The 25,307-nt window shown below is 49.3% G+C and carries 20 protein-coding genes and 4 riboswitches; of the genes, 19 read left to right on the forward strand and 1 reads right to left on the reverse strand.

What is annotated here, in order from left to right; all coding sequences use genetic code 11:
* Positions 1–50 precede the first annotated feature (50 nt).
* The 10 genes from feoB to DCMF_RS24850 all read left to right on the forward strand — a co-directional run bounded on the left by feoB (position 51) and on the right by DCMF_RS24850 (position 11,878).
* Positions 51–2,096: a ferrous iron transport protein B gene (gene feoB, locus DCMF_RS24805; RefSeq protein WP_148136919.1), complete on the forward strand. Its 2,046-nt coding sequence runs from the start codon at positions 51–53 to the stop codon at positions 2,094–2,096.
* 125 nt (positions 2,097–2,221) lie between these two features.
* Complete coding sequence (locus tag DCMF_RS30570; protein ID WP_148136920.1) at positions 2,222–2,365, forward strand: FeoB-associated Cys-rich membrane protein; 144 nt, start codon at positions 2,222–2,224, stop codon at positions 2,363–2,365.
* 87 nt (positions 2,366–2,452) lie between these two features.
* Positions 2,453–2,749 carry a DUF2325 domain-containing protein gene (locus DCMF_RS24815; RefSeq protein ID WP_148136921.1) on the forward strand — a complete coding sequence of 99 codons (297 nt, stop codon included), beginning with the start codon at positions 2,453–2,455 and terminating at the stop codon, positions 2,747–2,749.
* 225 nt (positions 2,750–2,974) lie between these two features.
* On the forward strand, positions 2,975–4,834 hold the full coding sequence (locus DCMF_RS24820; protein WP_148136922.1) for an N-acetylmuramoyl-L-alanine amidase: 1,860 nt from the start codon (positions 2,975–2,977) through the stop codon (positions 4,832–4,834).
* Between the two features lie 176 nt (positions 4,835–5,010).
* Entirely contained in the window at positions 5,011–6,159 is a 1,149-nt protein-coding gene (locus tag DCMF_RS24825) for a hypothetical protein (protein WP_214658881.1), read from the forward strand.
* A 57-nt stretch (positions 6,160–6,216) separates the two neighbouring features.
* Positions 6,217–6,402, forward strand: a riboswitch (cobalamin riboswitch).
* Positions 6,403–6,541: 139 nt separating this feature from the next.
* Positions 6,542–7,351: a cobalt ECF transporter T component CbiQ gene (gene cbiQ, locus DCMF_RS24830; RefSeq protein WP_148136924.1), complete on the forward strand. Its 810-nt coding sequence runs from the start codon at positions 6,542–6,544 to the stop codon at positions 7,349–7,351.
* Positions 7,352–7,362: 11 nt separating this feature from the next.
* The gene (locus DCMF_RS24835; RefSeq protein WP_148136925.1) at positions 7,363–8,208 is read left to right on the forward strand and encodes an energy-coupling factor ABC transporter ATP-binding protein; all 846 of its coding nucleotides are present in this window, start codon (positions 7,363–7,365) and stop codon (positions 8,206–8,208) included.
* A gap of 53 nt (positions 8,209–8,261) precedes the next feature.
* Positions 8,262–8,528 (forward strand): metal-sensing transcriptional repressor, encoded by a 267-nt coding sequence (locus tag DCMF_RS24840; RefSeq protein ID WP_148136926.1) that lies wholly within the window; start codon positions 8,262–8,264, stop codon positions 8,526–8,528.
* A 223-nt stretch (positions 8,529–8,751) separates the two neighbouring features.
* On the forward strand, positions 8,752–10,668 hold the full coding sequence (locus DCMF_RS24845; RefSeq protein ID WP_148136927.1) for a heavy metal translocating P-type ATPase: 1,917 nt from the start codon (positions 8,752–8,754) through the stop codon (positions 10,666–10,668).
* A gap of 85 nt (positions 10,669–10,753) precedes the next feature.
* The gene (locus tag DCMF_RS24850; RefSeq protein WP_214658882.1) at positions 10,754–11,878 is read left to right on the forward strand and encodes a M20/M25/M40 family metallo-hydrolase; all 1,125 of its coding nucleotides are present in this window, start codon (positions 10,754–10,756) and stop codon (positions 11,876–11,878) included.
* Positions 11,879–11,947: 69 nt separating this feature from the next.
* A riboswitch (cobalamin riboswitch) is annotated at positions 11,948–12,138 on the forward strand.
* A gap of 416 nt (positions 12,139–12,554) precedes the next feature.
* On the opposite strand, the gene DCMF_RS29400 is transcribed toward DCMF_RS24850, so the two are convergent.
* Entirely contained in the window at positions 12,555–12,707 is a 153-nt protein-coding gene (locus DCMF_RS29400; protein ID WP_214658883.1) for a hypothetical protein, read from the reverse strand.
* 160 nt (positions 12,708–12,867) lie between these two features.
* Between DCMF_RS29400 and DCMF_RS24855 the strand changes: the two genes are divergently transcribed.
* The 9 genes from DCMF_RS24855 (at position 12,868) to DCMF_RS24895 (ending at position 25,234) form a co-directional block, all read left to right on the forward strand.
* Complete coding sequence (locus DCMF_RS24855) at positions 12,868–13,407, forward strand: cob(I)yrinic acid a,c-diamide adenosyltransferase (protein ID WP_148138066.1); 540 nt, start codon at positions 12,868–12,870, stop codon at positions 13,405–13,407.
* Positions 13,408–13,576: 169 nt separating this feature from the next.
* A riboswitch (cobalamin riboswitch) is annotated at positions 13,577–13,766 on the forward strand.
* 268 nt (positions 13,767–14,034) lie between these two features.
* On the forward strand, positions 14,035–16,248 hold the full coding sequence (locus DCMF_RS24860) for a nitrogenase component 1 (protein ID WP_236860118.1): 2,214 nt from the start codon (positions 14,035–14,037) through the stop codon (positions 16,246–16,248).
* Positions 16,217–17,515, forward strand: coding sequence for a nitrogenase component 1 (locus tag DCMF_RS24865; protein ID WP_148136929.1), 1,299 nt, complete (start codon positions 16,217–16,219; stop codon positions 17,513–17,515). Before DCMF_RS24860 ends, DCMF_RS24865 begins: the two co-directional genes overlap by 32 nt.
* A 362-nt stretch (positions 17,516–17,877) precedes the next feature.
* Positions 17,878–18,069: riboswitch (cobalamin riboswitch) on the forward strand.
* A gap of 27 nt (positions 18,070–18,096) precedes the next feature.
* Positions 18,097–18,345 carry a hypothetical protein gene (locus tag DCMF_RS29885; RefSeq protein WP_236860119.1) on the forward strand — a complete coding sequence of 83 codons (249 nt, stop codon included), beginning with the start codon at positions 18,097–18,099 and terminating at the stop codon, positions 18,343–18,345.
* A gap of 415 nt (positions 18,346–18,760) precedes the next feature.
* The gene (locus tag DCMF_RS24875; RefSeq protein WP_148136930.1) at positions 18,761–18,913 is read left to right on the forward strand and encodes a DUF2292 domain-containing protein; all 153 of its coding nucleotides are present in this window, start codon (positions 18,761–18,763) and stop codon (positions 18,911–18,913) included.
* Positions 18,914–18,980: 67 nt separating this feature from the next.
* Positions 18,981–20,636, forward strand: coding sequence for an S-layer homology domain-containing protein (locus DCMF_RS24880; RefSeq protein WP_148136931.1), 1,656 nt, complete (start codon positions 18,981–18,983; stop codon positions 20,634–20,636).
* A gap of 16 nt (positions 20,637–20,652) precedes the next feature.
* Complete coding sequence (locus DCMF_RS24885) at positions 20,653–21,573, forward strand: DUF4430 domain-containing protein (RefSeq protein ID WP_148136932.1); 921 nt, start codon at positions 20,653–20,655, stop codon at positions 21,571–21,573.
* Complete coding sequence (locus DCMF_RS24890; RefSeq protein WP_148136933.1) at positions 21,573–22,463, forward strand: energy-coupling factor transporter transmembrane component T; 891 nt, start codon at positions 21,573–21,575, stop codon at positions 22,461–22,463. Before DCMF_RS24885 ends, DCMF_RS24890 begins: the two co-directional genes overlap by 1 nt.
* The gene (locus DCMF_RS24895) at positions 22,421–25,234 is read left to right on the forward strand and encodes an ATP-binding cassette domain-containing protein (RefSeq protein ID WP_148136934.1); all 2,814 of its coding nucleotides are present in this window, start codon (positions 22,421–22,423) and stop codon (positions 25,232–25,234) included. The genes DCMF_RS24890 and DCMF_RS24895 overlap by 43 nt, the downstream gene beginning before the upstream one ends.
* Positions 25,235–25,307: the final 73 nt, after the last annotated feature.

The raw sequence follows: 25,307 nt of genomic DNA on the forward strand, positions 1-25,307 counted from the left end.
TATCAGAAAGAGAGGTTCAGGATAGGAGGCTTTCAGAGGGAGGGTTATCTATGTCGTATACTTTTGCGCTGGCGGGAAACCCCAACAGCGGAAAAACCACCATGTTCAATGCGATTACGGGAAGCACCCAATATGTGGGCAACTGGCCCGGGGTTACCGTAGAGAAAAAAGAAGGGAAAGCGCGAAGATTTAAGGAAGATATCCGGATTGTGGACTTACCCGGGATCTATTCCCTTTCCCCGTATTCCCTGGAGGAAATCGTTGCCCGGGATTATATTGTGGATGAAAGGCCCAATGTGGTCATTAACATTGTAGACGGGACCAACATTGAACGAAACCTTTATTTGACGACCCAATTGATGGAGCTTGGCGTGCCGGTGGTGGTGGCTCTGAACATGATGGACAGTGTGGAGTCTGCCGGTGATGTGATTGATGTCGAAGCCCTGGAAAAGCATTTGGGCATTCCTGTGGTACCTACATCCGCCAGCAAAGGAAAGGGTGTGCGGGAACTGGTGGAAAAAGCCCTGTCTGTTGCCCAGTCGGCTCCGTCCTGTTCGGAGGCGGTGTCCTGTCGCTTTTTTGAGCAAAAAATAGAGTTTTTCCTCGACGACATGGTCAATACCATGGCCGGGCATCTGCCCAACAAAAACATCAATCCCCGCTGGGCGGCCTTAAAGATTTTAGAGCAGGATGAAAAAGTCACGGCGAAACTGGGTTTATCTGCTGAATTCCTGGGGGAGCTCAATAAATACCGGATCAATATGGAAAAGGAGTTCGGCAGTGACCTGGAATCGATGCTGGCGGACAACCGGTATAAATATATTGGGGAACTTGTGCAAAAAACGGTGAAGAAGAAAGCCGGAAAAGGCGAACTTACTATTTCGGATAAAATTGATCGGCTGGTGACCAACCGGGTACTGGCGATCCCGATTTTTTTGGCTTTGATGTACGGGGTGTTCACGATTACTTTTGGCGCCATTGGCTCCTATACCATCGACTGGGTGGACGGGTTGATCAATGTGACTGTCGCAGAAGCCCTCTCCGGCTGGCTGCAAGGAGCTGGGGCGGCCGATTGGCTCCATGCCCTGATCATTAACGGTATTTTGGGCGGCATGGGCAGCATGCTGGTTTTTGTTCCCCAGATTATGATACTTTTCCTGTTTCTGGCGATTCTTGAGGATAGCGGTTACATGGCCCGGGCGGCTTTTGTGATGGATAAATTTTTAAGGAAACTGGGTCTGAGCGGAAAGTCCTTTATCCCCATGCTCATGGGTTTTGGGTGCAGCGTTCCGGCGGTGATGGCGGCCAGGACCCTGGAGAATGACAAGGACCGGAAATTGACCATTATTTTAACGCCCTTTATGTCCTGCGGAGCCAGGCTTCCCGTATACGCCTTGTTCACAGCCGCCTTCTTTGCTCAAAACCAAAGCGGGGTGATCTTCTCCATTTATTTGCTCGGCATTGTTGTGGCTATCCTCTCCGGTATCATTTTGAAAAAAACATTGTTTAAAGGAGAGATCGCTCCCTTTGTCATGGAGCTTCCTCCCTACCGGATTCCTACCGTTAAGGGCGTGGGGATCCATATGTGGGACCGGGGCAAGGCCTTCGTGAAAAAAGCGGGGACCATCATCTTTGCCGCTGCGGTGATTATCTGGTTCATGCAGACCTTCAACTTCTCCCTGCACATGGTGGAAGACCCGGCTCAAAGTATGTTTGGCATCATTGGTACAGCGATTGCTCCCCTATTTGCTCCTTTGGGCTTCGGGGAATGGCAGGCCTCGGTCGCCCTCTTAACCGGTCTGGTGGCCAAAGAGGTGGTCGTGGCAACGATGGGGATCCTCTATGGCATTGGAGATGTGGGTGATGATACCGTAAAGCTGGCAGCCGCTTTGCACACCTATTTTACTCCTTTGACGGCATATGCCTTTATGGCCTTTACCCTCCTTTATATGCCGTGCATTGCCGCCTTCGGCGCGATCAAACGGGAGCTTAATTCCTGGAAGTGGACCCTTTTTGCCCTTGCTTTTCAAACAGGGATCGCGTGGATCATGGCATTTGTCATCTATCAGGGCGGCCGGCTTCTCGGTTTTGAGTAAAATAAAGGAGCAGAGAAGAAATATTTTATTGCGGAAAGAGAAAGTCCCTAGGGGGCTTTCTCCTCCCCGCGAAAGTTAGGATTAACTAATAAAAATGAGAGAAATGACCAAGAAAGGGTGAGAACATGATTAACTGGATTATCGGCGGTTTAATTGCCGCAGTAACAATATGGATTGTCATTAGGACCATTATCCGCTTAAAAAAAGGTGAATGTTCCTGTAGCTGCGGAGATTGCGAAAGCAGTTGTTCCTGCCACAAAAAGCCATAAGAGGCCACCTGTGGATTCTCCGGCAGCAGTCGGCGGGCTGGAGTATGAAAGTATCATAAAGTATTATAAAAGAAAGGAGAACTTTTGATGAGTATCGTACTAATCGGAGGCCATGACAGAATGCATAACGAGTACAAGGAAATGTGCACCAGGTTTGGTCATGATATTAAAGTTTATACCCAGATGCCCAAGAGATTTGAAAAACTGATCGGCAATCCGGACGGCATTGTGCTCTTTACTTCCACCGTATCCCACCAGATGGTGAAAACCGCTGTGAAGGAAGCAAAAAGAAGAAATATCCCCGTCATCAGAAGCCACTCCAGCAGCGCCAGCTCCTTGCGGTTATCCATCGAGCAGTTGGAAAAAATAGCCGTTGTGTTTTAGCCTTCTTGTTTGTAATTACCATCCGAACCGATGGATGGAATTGGATGCGCAGGTTAACCTGAATTCCCCGCATTCAAGAACCGCTTTCATAACCGGATTGCGCATTTGAGGTTTTGTTCAAATATGAATAGTATTGTATTTATCTTAATTCTACAGGAAAATAGCAAATGATGTCGAATGAAGAAATAAATAGCAATTTAGATGGACGTAGGTTAGGTGGTTTAAATGAACAAAAAAACTCTTCTTCGACTTTATGTACTTTTATTTTTTTTAATCTGTTTGCTCTTTCCTTCCCAGGTCTTCGGTGCCGAAGGACTTTACATAACAGTAGACGGCAGACTGATTAATGCCGATGTTGCTCCTTATATTGACAGCCAGAATCGCACCATTGTGCCCATCCGTTTTATTGGAGAGGAACTGGGGTACAGTTTTAACTGGGATGTCACTTCAAAAGAGGTAACCGTTAACGGCAACGGAGCTATGATCCGGCTGTGGATAGGACAGAAGGCTGCCGAAGTAAACGGCATGATTGCTGAAATGGATACTACTGCCGTGATTTCCCAGGGCAGGGCCATGGTACCCTTGCGGTTTATTCTGGAAAGCATGGGCGTCCAAGTCAGCTATGATGAGAAAAATAGTGCCGTCAATATCCTCAGGGCCTCCACGGATGAGAATAATCAGGAAAGTAGCTTTGAGGATAAGATTCTGGTGATCAACTCCCCCAAGGTCAATGTGCGCAGCGGCCCGGGGACAAATTACAGTGTGCTCTTTCAGGCTGTATTGGGTGATAAGTTTATCATCAGCGGCATCAATCAGGATTGGTATCAGGTGGCCTTAGGAGACGGGAACAGCGGCTGGTTGTACGAAAGCACCGTAGATTTGGTAGATGCCGGTCAGCTCGTGAATGAAGGCGCTCAGGAAACCGCACGGGAAACGACGCTGGTGATTTCCGAGGATGTAGTGAATATCCGCACCGGTCCGGGAGTAAATTACGCCAAATTAGATACAACCAAGAAGGGGGATTCTTTTCAAATATTGTCGCAAAAGGATGATTGGTATGAAATAGCCTTGACCGGGAATCGTTCCGGCTGGGTTGCCGGGTGGCTGGTGTCTCTCCATAGCGATAGCAGTGTCGCCTCCCGCACAGAGGAACCCGGGGAACACAGAGAATCCCCAGAAACCAATGAGCCTATGTGGACAGAGCCGGTACAGATTAGCGAAATCAAAGTTGATACGGCAAACGGCGGTGTCTTATTAGACATTGCAGGCAGCCAAAAAATCATCTATGCCATATCAAATCTGGACCAGCCAAAAAGAATTGTCCTTGATCTCTATAACTGTATTCTGAATACCGGTGATCAAGGGGACGGCACGATTGTTGTTGATCATGATTTGGTTAAGAGCATGCGGTTTGCCCAATATGATGCCCGCCAGGTGAGAATAGTGCTGGATTTAAATGCTTCTGCCGGTTTGAATCTGGTCTCTTCCGCAGAAGGGGACAGCAAGCTTGCTTTTGCCGTGGCAGAACCCAGCCTGGCCGGTAAAACGATTGTCATTGATGCCGGACATGGCGGGCAAGATCCGGGGGCAATCGGACCCTCCGGCCTCTACGAGAAAGACGTGACGCTGAAAATAGCATTAAAATTGGCGGAAAAGCTGCAAAACAAAGGAGTCAACGCTGTTTTAACCAGGTCTGACGATACCTATGTTTCCCTTGAAGGAAGGGCTGCCGTAGCGAACAATATCAATGCCGATCTTTTTGTCAGCATCCATATGAATGCCAGTACATCCAGTACCCCAAACGGGACCGCCGTTTATTATTACGGGGTAAACGGACAAGGAGATGTGAGAAAAAAATTGGCTTCATCTGTACTGGAAGAGCTGGTGCAGAGGATTCAACGTAAAAGCAATGGGGTCCTGGAAGAAAATTTTGCCGTGCTGCGTTTGACCTTGGTCCCCTCCATCCTGGTGGAAACGGCATTCATCAGCAACAATGAGGAGGAAAAATTACTGGCCCAAGACTACTTTCAAGAGGAAGCGGCGGAAGGAATCTTAAAGGGTCTGGAAGGATATTTTTTGCATTAGTTATTTTAAAAAAAATAGATACTCTCTTGAGCCCTTTGTGAGGGCTTTTTCTGTGCTCACGAGAGGGTATGGCAACATTTAACAGTAGGATCCAAGCCCATATTCCACTATAATCAAAATGATAGCGGCTGAGACAGGGGCACAGCCCATACTAATTAGAATGGATGGTGGAATGGGTGAGAGAGGGCAAAAAATATGCGCAGAAGGTAAAACTGTTGCTTCTTAGTCTGGTTTTAGGTATCGCCGTACTGGGAATATTCTTTACATATCAAAGTCAAGGGATAAAGAACCCGGGCCCGGGGGACAAGCCTGTGCAAACGATCAAGCCTGGGGAAATTATCAAGACTGCCGTACAGCCTACCGTAAAAGCGGAAGCGAAAGAAAACCCGGAAAAAGCGACGGAGCAGAAAAATGCCGTTGATACAGGGACAGAGGAAAAGTCAGTTCCCAGAAAAACAACGGATCTAGCTTCCCGGGCCACACCTGTGAAACAGGAGCATACGGCGGGAACGGAAAGTAATGAGAAAACATCTGCCAGTCAGGAGAAAGTGGAGACGAAACCGGAGCAAAGTCAGTCGCTGCCAACTGCGGAGAAAGCTGCGACTGATCCGGAGCAAAATCAGCCGGCCCCGGCATCGCAAGCTACCCCATCTCAAGCCCCGGCACCGCAAACCTCAAACGATGACACCACTTTAAACAGTTATGTTCTGGATGTGATCGATACCTATGCCGGAGGGTATTATCCTTATTTGCTCAATGATGATTATGCAAATTATAACGGTGTGACAGAAAATCTTTACTATCAGGGGAAAGTGCTTTTAAAGGCTGATCCCGGCGGAAGCAAGGCTTCCTTTTGTTCCGGCATTACCTTTGAAGTGTTTTTTAAAGCCATGCAGAATCGCAATATAGAGCTGGGTTTGAGCCCGGATGATTTTAACGGCATGTCTTTTGACCAACTGTTTGATTTTGCCCTCACCTGGTATGCCGCCACTGGCAATAAAGAAACAAGCAATGTGAGCATTGCGGTAGAAAAATACGGCATAGGCAAACGGATTACCGATTTGGAAGATGCCAGGGCCGGGGATTTTATCGACGTTTCACGGGAAAATTATACGGGGCATACTGCTGTTTTTCTCAACTGGCTGAGAGATCAAAATGGCCGCATTATCGGCTTTAAATACTGGTCCAGTCAAGAATCAACGAAAGGGATCAGTTATAAAGAAGAATACTTTAATGTCACGGACAGCAATGGGCGAAAGTACGGCACCGTCATGAGGGATACGGTTAATATCGCCCGTGTTTCTGCGGTAGGAGATTATCAGTAAGCCAAACCGGCAAAAGTAGTTGTATTTTGTAATTGATTGATATAAAATAAAATAACAAATGAATATCAGATTTTAGGTGCCTATCAAGGGAGAATAGGGAAACCGGTGCAATTCCGGTGCGGATCCGCCGCTGTAATCGGAGACGAATCCCCGTAATGCCACTGCCTGGTGATTGCCAGGCGGGAAGGTGTGGGAGGAGGATGACACGAGAGCCAGAAGACCTGCCTTAAATATAAGTTATCACCAAAGGAGATTGGTGAGACTTATTTATGAAAGGATGTTTTGGATTCCCCTTGGCTGGAAGGCGAGGGGAATTTTTTATTTGGCTAAGAATAACTTGGCGCAGATCGGAGGTGAACATATCGACCAGGATTCATAGGCTGTGAGATGGGGTGCAAAAAACGAACGCAAAGGCGAGGGAAAGATCATGTTTTATGTGGATCAATTTGTTTATTCAAATAAAATGCGAACGGCTCATCCCGCAGAGAAGTTTGCCTTTGCCATGGTTACTTTGGGGATTTGTTTGATGGTGAAAAAGCCGCTGATAAACTTTATCATTATCGCCATGATGCTGGGTTTGCTGATATTTAGGGCCCGGATCCCCGGGAAGGTTGTTCTAAAATTGATGCTGATGCCTTTGAGCTTTTTGCTGATTGGCGTGCTTACTGTGGCGGTTGTAATCAGTTCAAATCATACCGGTATGTTAGCTAGTCTGACAGTAGGGCATTTTTATTTGGGCGTAACGGAGAACAGTCTCAACCTGGCTTGGTCTATTTTGCTGCGGGCATTGAGTTCTGTGACGTGTTTATACTTTCTTGCTCTAACCGTGCCGATGATAGAATTGATTTATGTGCTGCAAAGACTTAAAGTACCGGCGATCTGTATCGAGTTGATGATGCTGATGTACCGGTTCATTTTTGTTTTTGTGGAAACGGCATTCAACATTTATACCGCTCAGTCCTCCCGCTGGGGTTATTGTAATTTTAAACGGTCGATCCATTCATTTGGGGTTCTTTTTGGAAACCTGTGTCAGAAAGTTTTTTTTAAAACAAAATCCTTATATGATTGCTTATTATCCAGAGGCTATGAAAATGAGCTCAAGGTGATAAATCCCCAGTATCGGTTTTCCCTGGTGAATATTGCTGTCTTTAGTTTCATAGACCTGGGATTGATTATTTTTGCGTTAATTTAGGAGGCCGGATCATGCCTGAATATATTTTAGAAGCAGAAAACCTGGAATTTTCTTATATGGATGGCACAACTGCGATCAGAAACTTATCCTTAAAATTAGAGAAAGGGAAAAAATATGCGGTGGTAGGGAATAACGGGGCCGGAAAATCAACACTTTTTTTACACTTTAACGGTGTGCACCGGCCGGCGAAGGGGAACATCAAATATAAAGGTGAAGTTGTCAATTACAGCCACAAAAGATTGAAAGAGCTGCGCAAAAATGTAGGTGTGGTATTTCAGGATCCGGACAACCAGCTTTTTTCGGCCAGTGTCTACCAGGACATTTCATTTGGTCCGGTGAATCTGGGCTGGCCGGAAGAAAAAATCCGGGCTAAGGTGGAACAAGCCTTGAAAAGAACGGGCACCTGGGATTTTAAAGACAAGCCCACCCATTTTCTCAGTCACGGACAGAAAAAAAGGGTGGCCATTGCCGGTATCTTAGCGATGGAACCGGAGGTTATTTTTTTGGACGAACCCACAGCCGGTTTGGATCCCTTTTATTGTACCGAAATGATGCAACTACTGGATGATTTTAACCAAATGGGTGCTACTTTGATTTTGTCCAGCCATGATTTGAACGAAGTATATGCCTGGGCAGACTATATTTTTGTGATGAACAGCGGTGAAATCATTGCCGAAGGATTACCGGAGGAAATATTTCGCAATGCCCAGGTATTAAAAACAGCAAATCTGGGAAAACCATGGGTTCTGGAGGTCTTTGACGAATTGGTAAAAAACAAGGCGCTTAAAGAACAAACTTCCGTTCCCAGAAAAAAGGACCAGTTGTTGGATTTATTCTCCCAATTTCAGGTGATCTAGGGGATGATTTTTTATTGTACTATTAATATCCCCTCCGGGGGGAAGGGAGGTGAATGATGTCCGCCCATAAAAAAACCAAAGAAGTAATCGACCGGCTCTCGAGAATTGAGGGTCATGTCCACGGCATCAAAAATATGGTGGAAACAGGTAAGGAATGTGAAGATGTGCTGATTCAAATTGCAGCTGTGCAAGCTGCTTTAAGAAAAGCAGCCAATATCATTTTTACCGACCATTTAGAGCACTGCATTTATGATGCTCTGAAAGAAGATAAAGAAGAAGTACTGGAAAAACTGAAGAAAGCTTTGGAAACAATCTATTAAGAAAGGGGAGGCATTGAGATGCACGAGGGGAATCACGGTATGTTTGATGAGGGAACCCACTTTAATTCTCTTAAAATTATTGCCGGGGTCGTTGTAGTGATCTTGATCGGCGTTTTTGTCGCCTGGAAATTTTTTTAACTGATGAAAAACCAGCTTTAAACATGGTTGACGAGAAGGTAAATGAAAAAAGGGGTAGATTCTCTTGTATGAAGGTAACCAAGAAATGAGAGCACAACCGCATGATGTTGTCCTTGTCCATGGGAAAGCAGCCTACACCCTTGGTAGGTGGAGCCGGTATAAAAAACTTATTTTTCCCGTCCTGCTGTTCGTGGCAATTATTGTAAGCGCCTTGTGGGGCAAGAAAAATAGCGCGGGTTTTGATTTCGCCTTATTCCCGATGCTGGTAGGAGGCGGGTATATTATCTGGTCTACCCTGGTCGCCGTATTAGAAACAAGAAAGATTACTGCAGGTGTCATGGTTGTGCTGGCTTTAGTGGGAACAGCCTATGTCGGGGAGTATCTAGCCGGAGCGATTGTGGCTTTTATGATGATTGCCGGTGAATTATTGGAAGATATCACCCTGGACAGAACGAGGCATGCGCTGCGAGAAATTGTTAAATTAGTGCCCAGCCTGGCTCAAGTAAAAAAAGAGGATGGCTTTAAAGCGATTCCTGTGGAACATGTTCAGATCGGAGATATTGTTCTGGTAAAGTCTGGAGAGCGTATTCCCATTGATGGAGAAATTGTCAAGGGTCAGGCCGCGATCAATGAATCCTCTCTGACCGGTGAATCCTTACCTGTTGACAAATCGGTTGGGGATAAAGCCTTTGTAGGTACTTTGAACGAAAACGGTGTGCTGGAAATTAAAACGGAAAAGATTGGCCAAAATACCACTCTGGGACGGATTATCACGATTATCCGGGAGGCTCAGGAAAAAAAAGGAGCTATTCAAAAAACGGCGGATAAATTTGCCCGGTATTTTACGCCTGTTATTTTGGGGATTTGTGTTCTGGTCTGGGGTTTCACCCATGATTTGTTCCGGGTAATGTCCGTATTGGTCATTGCCTGCCCCTGTGCCTTAGTCCTGGCTACTCCTACCGCAGTTGTGGCCAGTGTGGGGAACGCCGCCCGCCGGGGAGGCGTGATTAAGGGGGGAGTTACTTTAGAAGGTGCCGGAAAAGTTACTGCTGTGTGCCTAGACAAAACAGGGACTGTCACAGAAGGCAATATAAAAGTGGTGGAAGTGGTATCCTTTTCTTCCCTGACAAAGGAGGACATATTGCAAAAAGCTGCGGTTGGGGAAAAATTTTCCCAACATCCCATTGGGAGAGCGATTAGGGAATATGCCATGGCTTCGGGCTTGACGGACATTCCTGATGCAGAGGATTTCAGGATGCTGTATGGCCGGGGCGTACAAGCGACCTACCAGGATTCCCTGATTGAGGTCTCTAACAGCAAAGCATTAGAACACCAAAAAAAACAGAGTGATCCTGCGATCCATACTTTTATTAAAGATCAAGAGCAAAAAGGACGTACTGCCCTGCTTGTCATTGTCAATCAGGAAATTGTGGGCGGAATCTCTGTAGCAGATACCATTCGCCAGGATGCCAAAGTGATGGTAGCACAACTGGGGCAGATCGGCATCAAGAAAATTTTCCTGTTGACGGGTGATAATGAGGAAACCGCCCGTACCATCGCCGGTGAAGCCGGTATTACCCATTTTAGGGCGAATCTGCTGCCGGAAGATAAGCTGCATGTAATTCAGGAGTTACAAGCGCAAGGCGAAGTGGTGGCGATGGTAGGCGATGGGGTTAATGACGCGCCGGCTTTAATGCTGTCCGATGTCGGTATTGCCATGGGGGTTATCGGCACGGATGTAGCTATTGAAGCATCGGACATTGCTCTCCTCTCGGAAAACCTTTTAATGGTTCCGGAAATTTTGAGTTTAAGCCGCAGGACGCTAAGGTTGATTAAACAGAATATTGCCGTTTTTGCCGTGGGCGTAAACTTAATCGGTGTTGCTCTGGCAAGTTCCGGGATGCTTACCCCCATCGTAGGGGCGGTGATTCACAATTTGGCCTCATTTATGGTCGTAAGCAATTCCGCCAGGCTGTTGACATATAGATATGAACATCGATGACGCATTTTCAAAAAACGAGAACTTCATCAGACAAGAGCTTCTCTTTCATCTCCCAAACTTGATTCGGATGGATACCAGAACAAGCGTGAAGAGAGAAATCGTCGCTGCGGAATATCTAAAAAAGCAGCTTGCAGAGGTAGGTATTGAGGCAGGAATTGTCGAGCCCCTGGCCGGGAAGGGAAGTATGATTGCTTTCCTTCCCGGAACCGGTTCTTTACCTCCCTTACTTCTGCTGTCTCATTTAGATACCGCTGATTGGCAAGAAGCCGATTGGTCTTATCCTCCCCTGAGCGGACAATTTTGTGCTGATTCTATTTGGGGCCGCGGTGCCATAGACTGCAAGGGACTTACATCTGTCTGGCTAACGATATTTAAATTAATTAAAATATTAGGGTTAATTCCCCAAAGAACAATTATCTTTGCCGCTACAGCCGACGAAGAGTCCGGGGGTTACTGGGGAACACAATGGATTTTGGAACACACAACCTTGTTGAAAAATATCGGTTATGTCCTAAGTGAAGGAGGAGGCTATGCCGTCAAGTTCGGGAAGCGTAAATTTTTTACTTGCCAAACCGGTGAGAAGGGTTTAATCCAAGTAAAAGCAAGTCAGGCGGCTGGAATAAAAAAAACACTGCGTCAAGAATTACGGTATCCTCATTCGCCTTCTAGGGAAATGTTTGTGAAAAATGTGCTATCGGGTCAAAATGTTATTTATCGTTTATTGTCTTTACACCCTTTATGGAGAGAAAAAATACTATCCTGGTTGCAGGATAGAAATGTGAGTAAAATGGATATCCATGCGTTCTTAAGTCCGATCATAAATTGTGCCGGCGATTCTCCTTCTACAAGGTGGCTGCGTATTTCGCCGAGGGTAAACGAGCAGCATTTGCGGGACTTATGCTTGGAATGGGAGAGTTGTTGCATTTTTGAGCCGCCGACTGAATCCTCTCTCGATACAGAACTATTTCAGTTGATCCAAACTGTGACCAAAGAGGATCATCCTTCGTCTGACATTTTACCTTATATCACACCGGGGTATAGCGATAACAGGTTTTTTAGGAAGCGAGGGATTCCTACCTATGGTTTTTTCCCTTTGGATGATTTATCCCCGATCACTACGATGCATCAAGCCAATGAAAGAATCTGTGTCCCCTCTTTGGTAAAATCAGTCCGAATATTATTATCTTTAATCCAGCGGTTTGCTCTATAAATATTATGGGAAAATGATATTTTGGGGTTGCTTTCTGTTCTATAGTATGCTAGACTAACCGTAACAACTGAATATCAAAAATGCTTAGGTGCTTTTTGATCGAGATTGATCAAAGGAGAATAGGGAACCAGGTGAGAGTCCTGGACGGTCGCGCCACTGTATGCGGGGAGCTGTTTTCATAAATCCACCGGATATGCCGGGAAGGAGAAAACAAACACTGATCCGTAAGTCAGGAGACCTGCCTAATGCATGGGTTGGGTGAATACCTTTCGCAGGAAAAGGGGTGCCTGGTTTATATTTTGGAAATTACCTCATTTTCTTTTGTAGAAAGTGGGGTTTTTTTAATTGCTTCAATTTTGTCCATTCATTAGATACCTCCTTTCTTGGTAGTTCGGCCGGTTGCCTACCGGCCGAGGTACACTTTTTTTGACACCCGGCTATTTTGAGAATGATCATTTAAATTTGCCATAAAACACAACTCCTTTATTTTACGATGCCCGGCCTAAATCGGGCCGGGCAGCACCATTTTTTGTGTCCATCGGATAAATACGGCAAGATTTTTAACCTGACTAACTTGGCGTAAGTCTCCTGCCTCTTTAGGCGGGAGTCCAACGCCAACTAAGTCATGCATTTGCAGTTCTAAAATTCAGATGGAGTAAAAGAATCTCCATTTGAATTAAGAACTTGCTTCAATTTTACCTTTTGCGGTCCCCTTTCTTTGTGGTAGCTCGGCCGGTGTCATGCCGGCCGGGATACATTCTTCCGGGGTCATGGCAGAAGGGAAAGTTCCTTTGGGGATATAAATGGTTTTTAAGCTTTGCCCTTCCAAAGAATACCTCCTTTACTTTTTAGTAGTTCGGCCGGGCAATACCCGGCCGGGGTACATTTTTTCTGTCCGGGTCAATGCCAACCGTGCCGGCAGGACAGGGAAGGAAGTATGGAAAAGCAGGACCAGACAGTATTTTGGAAATAAGGAGGCCGGACAGATAATGGGGGAAAACGGTTTGACACAAGGATATATCCATGTTTACACAGGAAATTGCAAGGGAAAGACCACAGCAGCCCTGGGCTTGGCCTTCCGGGCTGCGGGACACGGCATGAAAACCTTTATCGGCCAGTTCATGAAAGGCCAGGAATACGGGGAGTTAAAGTCCGCCCGCATGTTGGATCCTTTCATTACCATTGCCCAGTACGGGAAAGAAAGCCTGATTCATGTGACGAATCCCCCGGATCCGGAAGATGTCAGGATGGCGGAAGCGGGCCTGGAAAACTGTACAAGAGCCATGCTGTCCGGACAATATGATATTGTGGTTTTTGATGAAATTTGTACGGCTTATTTTTTCGGTTTGATCAGTTTGGAGGAAATGATCCAGGTGATGAACGACAAACCCTTTGGTGTGGAACTGGTTTTTACCGGCCGCTATGCGCCTCAAGAGGTCGTGGACCGGGCGGATTTGGTAACGGAAATGAAAGAAATTAAGCATTATTACCACAGCGGGGTACCGGCCCGGGAGGGCATCGAACGATAGCAGATGGTACTTAAGCCATTAACAAATTTTTTATGTTTCAGTTTATGTCCCTCTTCCTTTTTTAGTATTTCGGCCGGCACAAGCCGGCCGAGGTATATTTTTCCTTTTCTGTAGTCGGCTCACACCAGAGCATCGGCTCGCATCTTTTTTTGAAAGACTCAGATCACAAGTGCATATACATGCTTAGGTGCCTTTGTTTGACATAAAACAGAGGAGAATAGGGAACCAGGTGCAAATCCTGGACGGTCGCGCCACTGTGAACAGGGAGCAGCCTTCAAAATTCCCCGGATTTACCGGAGGAAGGTGAAGGCAGGCGGAGATCTGCGAGTCAGGAGACCTGCCTGAGGGATGAAACTATTACCTTTCGCGGAAAAGGGTATATGGCTTAGGCTTTATTACCCTGCTTTGCTTAAAAGCAGGGTTTATTATTTTGGAACAGGAGAAAAAAATGAACGAGCGAATGGGATTGGTGAAAAGATTTTTGCTATTTATTAGAGGAATGGCAGCCGGCATGACCAAGAGGATATGGCTGTGAAAAATGAATTGTATGAATGAAAGTAAGTGCTACTGAAGTGGTAAAGGGGAAAATAGGGTGGGAAACCTGCCTGAATAATTAGGAGAGGCGATATGGATATGAAACAGGTTGCGATTTACGGAAAAGGAGGCATCGGCAAATCCACGATTTCGTCTCATCTCTCTGCGGCCCTGGCTGTCCAGGGGAAAAGAGTTGTGCAGGTAGGCTGTGATCCCAAGCATGATTCTACCAGACTGCTCACCGGAGGAGATAAGATTATCACCGTCCTTGATTATCTTAAAATTACCCCTCCCGACCAGTGTGATCTCAAAGACATTATGGTATGGGGATTCGCAGGAGTAGGTTGTATTGAGGCCGGGGGGCCTGAACCAGGGGTAGGATGTGCCGGCCGGGGTATTCTGACGACTTTTGAGTTGCTGGAGAGGCTGGGGCTCAGGCAATTAGGCTTTGATTTAGCTGTTTATGATGTATTGGGAGATGTGGTTTGCGGTGGGTTTGCCGTCCCCTTGCGGCATGAGTATGCCGATCAGGTGTATATTGTTACTTCCGGGGAATTTATGTCTCTCTATGCGGCCAACAATATTTTGCGGGGGCTGAAAAATTATGACGGGGATGGAAAACGAGCAGCCGGCCTGATTCCGAACCTGCGGGGGGGCGAGGAGGAAATGGATCGGATCAAGCGTTTTTCCTGGGCGGTCCAGCTTCCTTTATGCGGCATCTTTCCCCGGAGCAATGAATTTGCCTGGGCAGAACAGCAAGGATGTACCCTGGTAGAAGGCTATCCCGCATCCGACCTGACCTGGCAGTTTTTCTCTTTGGCCCGCCAGGTGGCGGAGAATGTCTCTTTGTTTCCGGCTTGTCCTTTAAGTGACGGTCAGTTGGAAGAAATTGTCTTGGGACGGGAAAAAAGAGTTCATGGGTTACCTCTCAAAGAGCCGGCACAAGAGAAGGCTTTGTGTGCAGAGGAGATATTGCCGGTTCAATCAAACAGCGGCCTGCCCAAGTTTTTTTCCAAAAATGTGCTGCTCCGGGAACCTTTGCATGGGTGCGCCTTTAACGGGGCGGTGAATATTCTGATCCAGATCCGGGATGGCGTCACCGTGGCCCATGGTCCCAAAAGCTGTGCCCACATTTCATATCAGACGATCACTTCTGTGGGGAGAAGGGCCCTTTTTGAAAAGGGGATGGTTCTGCCGGTGCAAATTTCCCCGCCCTTGATCAGCTCCGACATGGATGAAGGTGTCATGGTCTTCGGGGGCCTGGAGGAACTGAAAACCAAAATCGCAGAATTAAGGCAAGATAAACCGGCCGCCATCTTTGTGGTAACCACCTGCCCGGCCGGCATCATCGGGGAAGATGTGGACCGCCTGGCCGACCCGGGGGGAGAAGGAAAATCGCCGGTGATCCCTTTAAAGGCCGATGGCAACATTACCGGGGACTATCTGCAGGGAGTGATCATGGCTTACGTGCAGACAGCAAAATCCCTGGTTAACAGGGATCTGACCCCGGAAGAGGATTTGGTCAACATCATCGGGGAGAAGACCATTGCCCGGAATACGGAAAAAAATTTTACGGTGGTCCGGGGCATGTTGGATTCTTTAGGACTTGCCGTCAACTGCCGTTTTCTCTGCCGGACATCGCGAGAAGAAGTAGGCCGGCTCTTGCGGGGTAAAATCAACCTGTTGTCCCATGGGGATTTTATGGGTCGCACCTTAAAGAGATTCTTGGAAACGGAATTTAAGATGAAATTTCTCGACCGGCCTTTTCCCGTAGGATTCAGAGAAACGGAGGAATGGCTGGGAGAGCTGGCCGGTTTCTTTCACAAAGAAGAGAAGGTGGAGGCTATTGTACAGAAGCACCGGGCCATTTACCGGGCTAGACTGGCGGATTTAAAACCAATCCTGGAACATAAAAGATTGTTGGTCATTACTTTTAATCATGATATTGACTGGATTTTGGAACCGATACTGGATTTGGGCATGGAAATTGTGAAGATTGGCATCCTCAATTATTCCCAGGATTTTCTTTTTCGCACCCGTTTTGCCGGGACCCTGCCTGTAGAGGAAAGCTACAGTGAGCGAAAGAGAAAGCGGGATCTGAAAATTTTGGAGCCGGATTTGGTGCTGTCCAATTATACCTCATCGGAAATGGAAAGCGCATGTTTTTCCGATACCATTCCTCTTTGCCCTGATGTGGGATTCTTGAGCGGTCTGGAACTGGCCGAGAGATGGGCCGGACTTTTTAAACTGAAACTATCCGAGGGGTGGAAGAAAGATGGCAGATGGTTCAAAAAATATCAGTCCTGACGGCTTTAGCGGCGCCCTTTTTGCTCTGGAAGGGATCAAAGATGCGCTGGTGATTCTGAATGGTCCCGCGGGATGCAAATTTTATCACGGGGCTCTTTCCGATGCCCAGTTTCCCCGGGACACCTCATTGGATCCTTTGAATTATGGGGAAGAATTTTTCTTTGGCCAGCCCAGAATCCCTTGTACTTATCTGGATGCTTATGATTACGTTTATGGTTCCGGAGAGAAACTGAAAAAGGCCCTGCAGACAGTGGTGACTAGTAAGCATAAACTGGTGGCTGTGGTGAATTCTCCGGGTGCTGCTTTGATCGGAGATGACCTGGCCCATTACTTAAAAGACCGGGTGCCGGATTGTCCCTGCATTTCCCTGGAGAGCACAGGATTTTCCGGCGCTTATGCCGAGGGTTTCCAAAAGGCAGTGATTCATGTTTTGGAAAAGCTGAATGTAGGCGATGCCCGGGATGTGATACCCCGCAGCGTAAATCTCATCGGCCTTTCCCTGCATCAGAAATACTACCGGGGCAGTATCGGGGAGTTAAAACGGCTCCTGAGTGCCTGCGGTATTGAGGTTCTTTCTGTTTTGTGTGCAGGAGACAGTGTACGGGAAATATCCCGTTTTCCCAGGGCGGCTTACAATGTAGTGGTTTTTCCCGAATTTGGCGGAGAAATTGCCCGGTGGATGGAGGAAAAATATTGGATTCCTTATATTGTATCTCCGGAAGGAGCCCCGGTGGGGTTTGACGCCACGGAATGTTTGATCCGGACTGTTGCCGGCTGGCTGAAAGTAGATCCCAGGCCGGCTCTGCATGAGTTGGAAAAGGCCAGAGGCCGATGCTTTTTGTCCCTTTCCCGGTTTCATTCCATGACGGGGCTGCCCGGCGGGGCCAGGTTTTCATTAAAGGCCAACCCGGCTACCGCCTATGCTTTGACCAAATGGCTTTGCCTCTACCTGGGGATGATCCCTGCTGCCATAGAAGTGGACGATCCGGAAAATTCAATGTTTACGAAAAAACTTTATGCCTTTCTCATGGAAACCGGCTTTGCCGCGGCGGCAAAAAATCCGATTCATACCACGGAGACGGAGATTGTTTTTGCCGACGGAAATACCATTGCCCAGGTACGGTTGAATAAAGTGGCCTGTACCGGCATTGAGATTGCCCTTCCCTCCTTTGGCTATCTGGATGTGGTAGAAAAGACCCATTTAGGCGCGGAGGGAGCCCTGCTCCTGGTGGAGCAGGTAATCAACGGTCTCCAGCTTTTGCTTTAACCTGACTAACTTGGCTTACTCTGTATTCGCAGTTCTAAGGTTTGGTAAAAAGCAACCAAACCAAGAACTTGCTTCAGTCTCCCGCCGTCAGAGGTCAGGGGACACACCTCTCTTAGGAATGTCCCCAAATATGCGGGAGTCCAACGCCAACTAAGTCATGCATTTGCAGTTCTCACGCTGTATTAGCAGTTCTAAAACTTGCTAAGAAAACCACTTAGCAAGTTAAGAACTTGCGTCAAAATTCAGATGGAGTAAAAGAATCTCCATCTGAATTAAGAACTTGCTCCAAAGCAGTAAAAAGGATCGTTTTTTTTTGTTAATTTCTTGTTGACAACATTTGGGTTGTCAGATTACCATTTATTTGTGAGATTTGTTAAACAGGTTTGACCATGAAACATGTTTTGTGGTTGATGAAAAGGGAAGTCGGGTGTAAGTCCCGCGCGGTCCCGCCGCTGTAAAAGGGGAGTCCTGCCGCAGTTGCCACTGGGAAACCGGGAAGGTGGACAGGACGAGGAGCCTTGAGCCAGAAGACCTGCCTGTTTAATACACCAAATACTCTACGGGTAATAGGGGGTGTGGGTATGACTGTTTTTTGTCTGCGTACGGGGGCTCTTCCTGAACCCAGGGATGCGGACTCCCAAGGTGTCCCCAGGTATCAATTTTCCAAAGAGGGGACGGCAGGGGAAAGAATTGATTGTGGGCATTTGTCGAAAAAAGAGGTTAATCTGATTGCTCTGATCCGGGGAACGGGATACGGTGAGATTAAAATCGTCGTCTTGGACCGGCAGCCCATCAGGGCGGTAGAAATCAAAAGATCAATTAAATTATGATGCTGACCGGAAAACCGGGGCACTTTCTTAAAAAGAGGGTGCTCTCCGTAAAGAAGAAACCAAATGATCTAACAAAAAGCAGTTCAACATGGGCTGCTTTTTGCCATTTTTACCGATAAATTTTGGTAATAAAGGTATTGTTTTTTTTAAAACGATCAAGTAGAATTTAAATGAAGCAATAAACACCAGTTACAATAAGGGATCCAACACGATCAATATCAGTAAAACGCTAAATAACGATAAGCGAATTGGATATGCTGACCGGAAAACCGGGGCACTTTCTTTAAAAAGAGGGTGCCCTTTTTATTTTTCTCCGGGGTAAGCAAAATTGATCCTGCCGAAAAGGTGGTGAAGGGGAGAAATCAGATACCTGGGCTTTTTGAAAGACAGATTTTAAAAAAAGGAGCGACATATTGTGGAAAGTAAAGAACGCCTTGGAGAAATAACGGAAAAGGAACGTAAATTAATTGAACTGTTGCGGAGCACCGGATTCGGAGAGGTGCGGGTTACCATTCAGGATGGGCAGCTCGTTCAGGTGGAGGAAATACATAAATCCATCAAGCTTTAAAACTTCTGGATTTTCTACATAAAGTGTAGACAAAGAAAACCAACAATATCAGGAGGAGGAAAAGACCATGAAACATAGGATACAAACAGGCATATTGCTGCTGCTGGCGGCTGTTCTGATCCTTAATCTCTCTGTCACAGCCTTCGCGGCGACGGCCCCGGAGGTGGACGCCGCGGTTACGGATACGGCGCAGTACCTTGTAAAAACAGTCAAAGCACCCCAGGTAGGCAGTATCGGCGGCGAGTGGGCGGTCATCGGTTTGGCACGCTCCGGCTGTGCCGTACCGGAAAACTATTACAGCGACTATTATCAGACCGTGGTGAAGTACGTCAAAGCCTGTGACGGCGTGCTGCACGAGAAGAAGTATACCGAGTATTCCCGCCTTATACTGGGACTGACTGCAGCGGGATATGATGCCCGGGATGTGGGCGGCTACAACCTGACTACGGCCTTGGGCGACTTTGACAAAACCATCTGGCAGGGGATCAACGGCCCCATCTTTGCGCTGATTGCGCTGGATTCCGCCAACTATCCCATCCCCCAGAACCCAAAGGCGGCGACCCAGGCTACCCGGGATATGTATGTGAATGAAATACTGCGCCGCCAGCTCTCTGACGGCGGGTTTTCCCTGTTTGGCGGGAGCGAGTCCGCTGAGGCGGATGAAAAGGCCGATCCGGACATCACCGGTATGGCCTTGCAGGCCCTGGCCAAGTATCAGGACAGGCCGGAGGTGAAACAGGCTACGGAGAAAGCTCTTGCCTGTCTGTCCGCATTGCAGGACAGCAAAGGCGGCTATTCCAGCTGGGACGCCGCCAATTCTGAGAGCTGCGTACAGGTGATCGTGGCCCTCTGTGAGCTGGGAATTTCTTTAGACGATCCCCGCTTTGTCAAAAACGGGCACACGCTGGTCGACAATCTTTTGACCTTCTATCAGAAGGGCAAGGGCTTTCTGCATACCGCCGACGGCGGCGGCAGCAATCAGATGGCTACGGAGCAGGGGTTTTATGCGCTTGCTGCCGTCCAGCGCGCCTTGAACGGCAAAAACAGCCTGTACCGCATGGATGACGCCGTAAAGGCGGCAGACAGCGGCACACCGGTGCCCACTGCGGGTTTAGCAGGGAAAGATCCACATGTGCAGGTCATGCCCATTATCTTGCCCGGCATCACCTTCCCCGACATCTCCGCCCATGACAATCGGCTGGCTATCGAAGCATTGGCAGCGCGAGGCATCATCAATGGCAAGACAGAAACTGACTTTGACCCGGATGCTACTATGACCCGGGCGGAGTTTGCTGCTATCGTGGTGCGGGGACTTGGCTTGACGCCGCAGGCCAACAAAACCTTTACCGATGTATCTTCAAATGCGTGGTACGCAGGCTACATCGGCACGGCAAATACCTTCGGCATCGTCATGGGCACCTCCCCGGCCATCTTTGACCCCATGGGCACCATCACCCGTCAGGAAGCTGCCACGATGGTGGCGCGGGCTGCCACGTTCTGCGGCATGGATACCGCGGTGGACACCGGTGAGGTCCGTGACGTACTGGCCCAGTTCGGCGATTATGTCCAGAGTGCGGATTGGGCAAGGGCGCCCCTGGCTTTCTGCTACCGGGAGGGTATTTTATCTCAGGAGGACCTGGAGATTCTGCCGCTGGCAAGCATTAAACGCTGCGAAATCGCCCAGATGCTGTATAACCTGTTAGCGGCGTCAGAGCTGTTGTAAGGGAGCGATTCTCAGGATGAAAATCACGAAAAACAAAGTCGGCGCGGCACTGATCATGATTGCCGTGCTTGCTGCGGCATATATCTGGGGCGGCGGGTATGCACGGCGTGTCGAGCCGGCTCCTCAAACCGCCTCGGTAGCAGAGCAGGGCCCGGTTCCGCCGGCGGATGTGTCCCCGGCGGAGCCGGCAGGGGAACAGGCGACGCCTGGGCCTACGGATGCGTCCGTGCCAAATCAGGCAGAGACACCTGTTACCCCGCAAGAAACCGGATCTACCCAGCCGAAGCTTAATCCTCCCGCCGACGGCAAGCAGCTGACCGGGGAGGAAAAGCTCGCTTTGGCCGCCGCCGCGGGCGGAGATAAATCTTCTCCGGGCGTGCAGAAGGGATCGGAGGAATACTCGGAAAAGCAGGGCATGGCCATCGATCCCGGTACCGGCAAAGACAAATACCAGACCGCCCCGGTACCCGAGGGTAAGCCGGTTCCCGTGGAGCCGAAGAACGCAGTCGTTGGCGAGACGGCCTATACCTGTACGCTGTCCGTGGAATGCAGCACCATCCTGGACAATATCAAGAACCTGGATAAAGACAAAAAAGAATTGGTGCCGGAGGACGGCATCATCTTTCCCCCCACGAAGGTCACCTTTTACGAGGGAGAGAGTGTGTTCAATGTTTTGCAGCGGGAGATGAAAAGAAACAAGATTCACATGGAATTCGTGGATGTGCCCATCTACAACAGCGCCTACATTGAGGGTATCAACAACCTTTACGAGTTTGACTGCGGTGAGCTTTCCGGCTGGATGTATACCGTCAACGACTGGTTCCCCAATTACGGGTGCAGCCGTTATCAACTGAAGGACGGCGATGTAGTCAAATGGCTTTACACCTGCGATCTGGGGCGGGACGTGGGCGGATACTACGCCGTAGGTGAGCCGTGATGTGCGATACCTTTTCTTCTTACCATCCGGCCGTCAATTTTCTTTATTTTACCCTGGTGCTGTTGTTTTCCATGTTTTTTACCCATCCCGTATGCTTAGGGATATCCCTGGTGTGCGCTTTTGTTTATTCCATTTATCTAAACGGGAAAAAAGCGATCCGTTTCAATTTTCTTTATCTGCTGCCCATGCTGCTGGTCACCGCCCTGATCAACCCGGCCTTTAACCATGAAGGGGCCACCATTTTGTCTTATTTGTGGAACGGTAATCCGCTGACTCTGGAATCCATTGCCTACGGCATTGCCGCAGCAACCATGCTGATCACAGTGATCTGCTGGTTTTCCTGCTACAACGCGGTTATGACCTCCGACAAATTCGTGTACCTGTTCGGGCGGGTGATTCCCGCCCTATCCCTGATTTTAGCCATGGCGCTGCGTTTTGTGCCAAAGTTCAAGGCCCAGCTGAAAGTGGTGTCCGGGGCCCAGAAGTGCATCGGGCGGGACAGTTCCCAGGGGGGAATTTTGCCCAGGGCGCGGCAGGGGGTGAAAATACTGTCAGTCATGGTGACCTGGTGTTTAGAAAACGCCATTGAAACAGCGGACAGTATGAAATCCCGGGGCTACGGCCTGCCGGGGCGCACGGCCTTTTCCATTTACCCTTTTGACAGGCGGGACAGGCGGGCGCTGATGGTGATCGGCGGCCTGGGCGCGTTTATTTTTGCGGGAGCCTGCGCCGGCGGCATTTCCTTCCGCTATTTTCCCAACATGAAAGGAGCGGGCGGGTCTCCTCTGTCCGTCGCCCTTTACGCCGCTTATATGGCGTTTTGCTTAACGCCGGTGATCATCAATGTATGGGAGGACAGGAAGTGGAAACATTTACAATTCGACATCTGACATTTTCCTATCCTGAGCAGACAAGAGACGCCCTCTACGACGTCACTCTTTCCATTGGGCAGGGACAATTTGTCACCCTCTGCGGACCTTCCGGATGTGGAAAAACCACGCTGCTCAGACAGCTGAAAACCGTCCTTGCGCCCCATGGAAGGCGGGAAGGGGAAATCCTTTTTGAGGGTACGGCGCTGGAAGAAATTGACCAGCGCACCCAGGCATCCCGGGTTGGCTTTGTGATGCAAAGCCCGGACAACCAGATTGTCACCGACAAGGTGTGGCATGAGCTGGCCTTTGGCCTGGAAAGCTTGGGCTGCGACACGCCGACGATCCGGCTCAGGGTGGCGGAGATGGCATCCTTCTTCGGCATCCAGACCTGGTTTTACAAAAACGTCACCGAGCTTTCCGGCGGCCAGAAGCAGCTTTTGAACCTGGCCGCGGTGATGGCGATGCAGCCCGCGGTGCTTATTTTAGACGAACCTACCTCCCAACTGGATCCCATCGCGGCGGGGGATTTTCTCGCCGCCGTGAGCAAGGTGAACCGGGAATTGGGCATCACGGTGATCATGACCGAGCACAGACTGGAACAAGCCCTGCCCCTCTCCGACCGGGTGGTGGTGTTGGACGGCGGACGCATTTTGGCCGACGGCGCGCCCAAGGAGGCGGCTACCCTGCTGAAGGAGCGTCATCACGGCATGTTCCTCGCCATGCCCGCCCCCATGCGTATTTACGCCGGCGTGGAAAATAATTTGGCATGTCCCGTCACCGTCCGGGAAGGCCGGGCGTGGCTGAACAAGCTGGCGGAAACGAGGGAAATCCACCCCATAGACACTGTGCAGAAAGAGCCGGCATCTGAGGGACTTACGCCGGCCCTAGAGCTTTCGGAGGTCTGGTTCCGCTATGAGAAAAACGCGCCGGATGTGGTAAAGGGCCTGTCCATGCAGGCATACCCCGGTGAACTTTATGCCATCGTGGGTGGTAACGGCACCGGCAAAACCACAGCCCTTTCCCTGGTGAGCGGCGTGAACCGGCCCCACCGGGGCAAGGTTTTTCTGCAGGGCCGGGAGCTTTCCCGGATTTCCGACGGGGAGAAGTTCAACGGACTGCTGGGTGTGCTCCCCCAAAATCCTCAGGCCCTTTTTGTGAAGAAGACGGTGGAAATGGATTTATACGAGATGTTCTCCGGCAGGCGGATTTCCAAGGACGAGCAGGGGAAAAGGGTCGCGGAGGTGTCCCGGCTCTGCCAACTGGACGACCTGCTGAAAATGCATCCTTATGATCTGTCGGGAGGGGAGCAGCAGCGGGCGGCCCTTGCCAAGGTGCTGCTTTTAGAGCCCCAAATTCTCTTGCTGGATGAGCCCACCAAGGGCATGGACGGCTATTTCAAACAGAAATTTGCCGGTATTCTTAAGAATTTGCAGGGGCGGGGCGTGGCCATCGTCATGGTCAGCCACGACACGGAGTTCTGTGCCGAATACGCAGACCGCTGCGCCATGTTTTTCGACGGCAATATTGTTACTGCAGGTGCGCCCCGGGCCTTTTTCTCCGGTAACAGCTTTTATACCACATCGGCCAACCGCATGGCGCGGCACCTGGTGCCCGGCGCCGTGACGGTGGCGGACGTGATCACCGCCTGCGCAGGCAGGACGGAAAAACCACAGGTGGAAGAGCTGAAAGAGCCCATGTGGCAGCAAAAGAAAGAGCCGCCCGTTCAGGAAAAAACCGTGGAGGCACCAGCACCGGCAAAGCACCCCTTGTGGCGCAAGCTCCTTGCCCTGGCGACGTTGATTGCCTTGGCGGCAACGGCCGTCTACACCGTAAAACAGTCTGTGGCGTTACTGAAAAGTATGGTGGATGTGGACGTTCTGGCGTCTCTGCCGGCCCCGGCAGACAGCGGGGCAAATATCTGGCGCTATGCATTGCTGCTGCTTTTGCTCGCGGCGGAGGTTGTGCTGCTCTTTACCATGCTGTCTGCACGCAAGAGAAGTCCCTACCATGAGCCTGTGGAGGAGCAAGTGCGCCCGGAAAATCGTTATTTGAGCCGGCGCACTCTGGCCGCCATGGCCATGATCCTGGTGGCCATTCCTCTGACCGTTTTTATCGGTTTTTACTATCTGGGCGACCGGAAGTATTACTTTATCTCCCTGCTCATCATTCTGGAAACCATGCTGCCCTTCGTGATGGTCTTTGAAAGCCGCAAACCCCAGGCGCGGGAGCTCATTATCATTGCAGTGCTTTGCGCCATCGGCGTGGCAGGGCGGGCAGCCTTCTTCATGTTGCCCCAGTTCAAGCCGGTCGTGGCCATCGTCATCATCGCCGGCGTGGCCTTCGGCGGTGAGGCAGGTTTTTTGGTCGGTGCGGTCACCGGCTTTGCGTCCAATATGTTTTTTGGCCAGGGACCGTGGACCCCCTGGCAGATGTTCGCCTTCGGCATCATCGGCTTTTTGGCGGGCGTGTTGTTCCGCAAGGGACTGTTGCGCCGGGGCAGGGGGGCGCTGTGCATTTTCGGCGGTTTTGCCACCTTTCTCATTTACGGCGGCATCATGAATTCGGCAGCGGTGTTCATGTTCCAGGCAAAGCCCACAACGGAGATGTTCTATCTCACCTATCTCCAAGGCATTCCCTTCGATTTGGTCCATGCCACCGCCACCGTGTTTTTTTTATGGCTTATCTCACAGCCCATGCTGGAGAAGCTGGACCGCATTAAAGTAAAATATGGACTCATCGAATCAGGAGAGGTTGATACAACCGCCGGAAATCTATCAGTGAATTCGTGACCAAAACGGAATTTTAAAAAAACACAGGTCTCTTGCAGTGACAATGCTGCGGAATATCAAGGAAGGAACATGA

The organism is Candidatus Formimonas warabiya (assembly GCF_002777255.1).
Lineage (GTDB): Bacteria > Bacillota > Dehalobacteriia > Dehalobacteriales > Dehalobacteriaceae > Formimonas > Formimonas warabiya.